General features: G+C 22.3%; 1 protein-coding gene. It reads left to right on the top strand.

Features of this window, described 5'->3' with window-relative positions:
* Positions 1-153 precede the first annotated feature (153 nt).
* On the top strand, positions 154-391 hold a 238-nt coding region (locus AYC59_RS07815; RefSeq protein ID WP_156445509.1), incomplete at its 3' end, for a hypothetical protein.

Consider the following 391-nt stretch of genomic DNA (forward strand, 5'->3'; position numbering starts at 1 on the left):
GGTTCTTCACAAATATTTAAGGGATAATAAAATTAGTAGCTCAATAGAATAAATATTAAATTATTCTAATTAGATCTACTTTTTTGTAGAAAAAAATGGCTAGATATGCTATCATTAAATCTGCTTAAAACCAACGAAAGGATATCTACCCATATGAATAATAATACCATATATTTAACAAAATTTAAAGGATTTAATTTTATTAAACAAGAAAAAATTAATAACATCATTCATACACATCTTAAAAAAATACCAAACAATACAAGAAAATGTAAGCATTGTTTAAGTTCTATGCATATTTGTAGTAATCATAAAATATCTCTAAAAGATTTTCCAATTGAACCTGATACTAAAGAAATTCTAACTATTAGCTTTTCAAGATTTAAATGTA

It is taken from the genome of Pseudostreptobacillus hongkongensis (genome assembly GCF_001559795.1).
Taxonomy (GTDB): Bacteria; Fusobacteriota; Fusobacteriia; order Fusobacteriales; family Leptotrichiaceae; genus Pseudostreptobacillus; species Pseudostreptobacillus hongkongensis.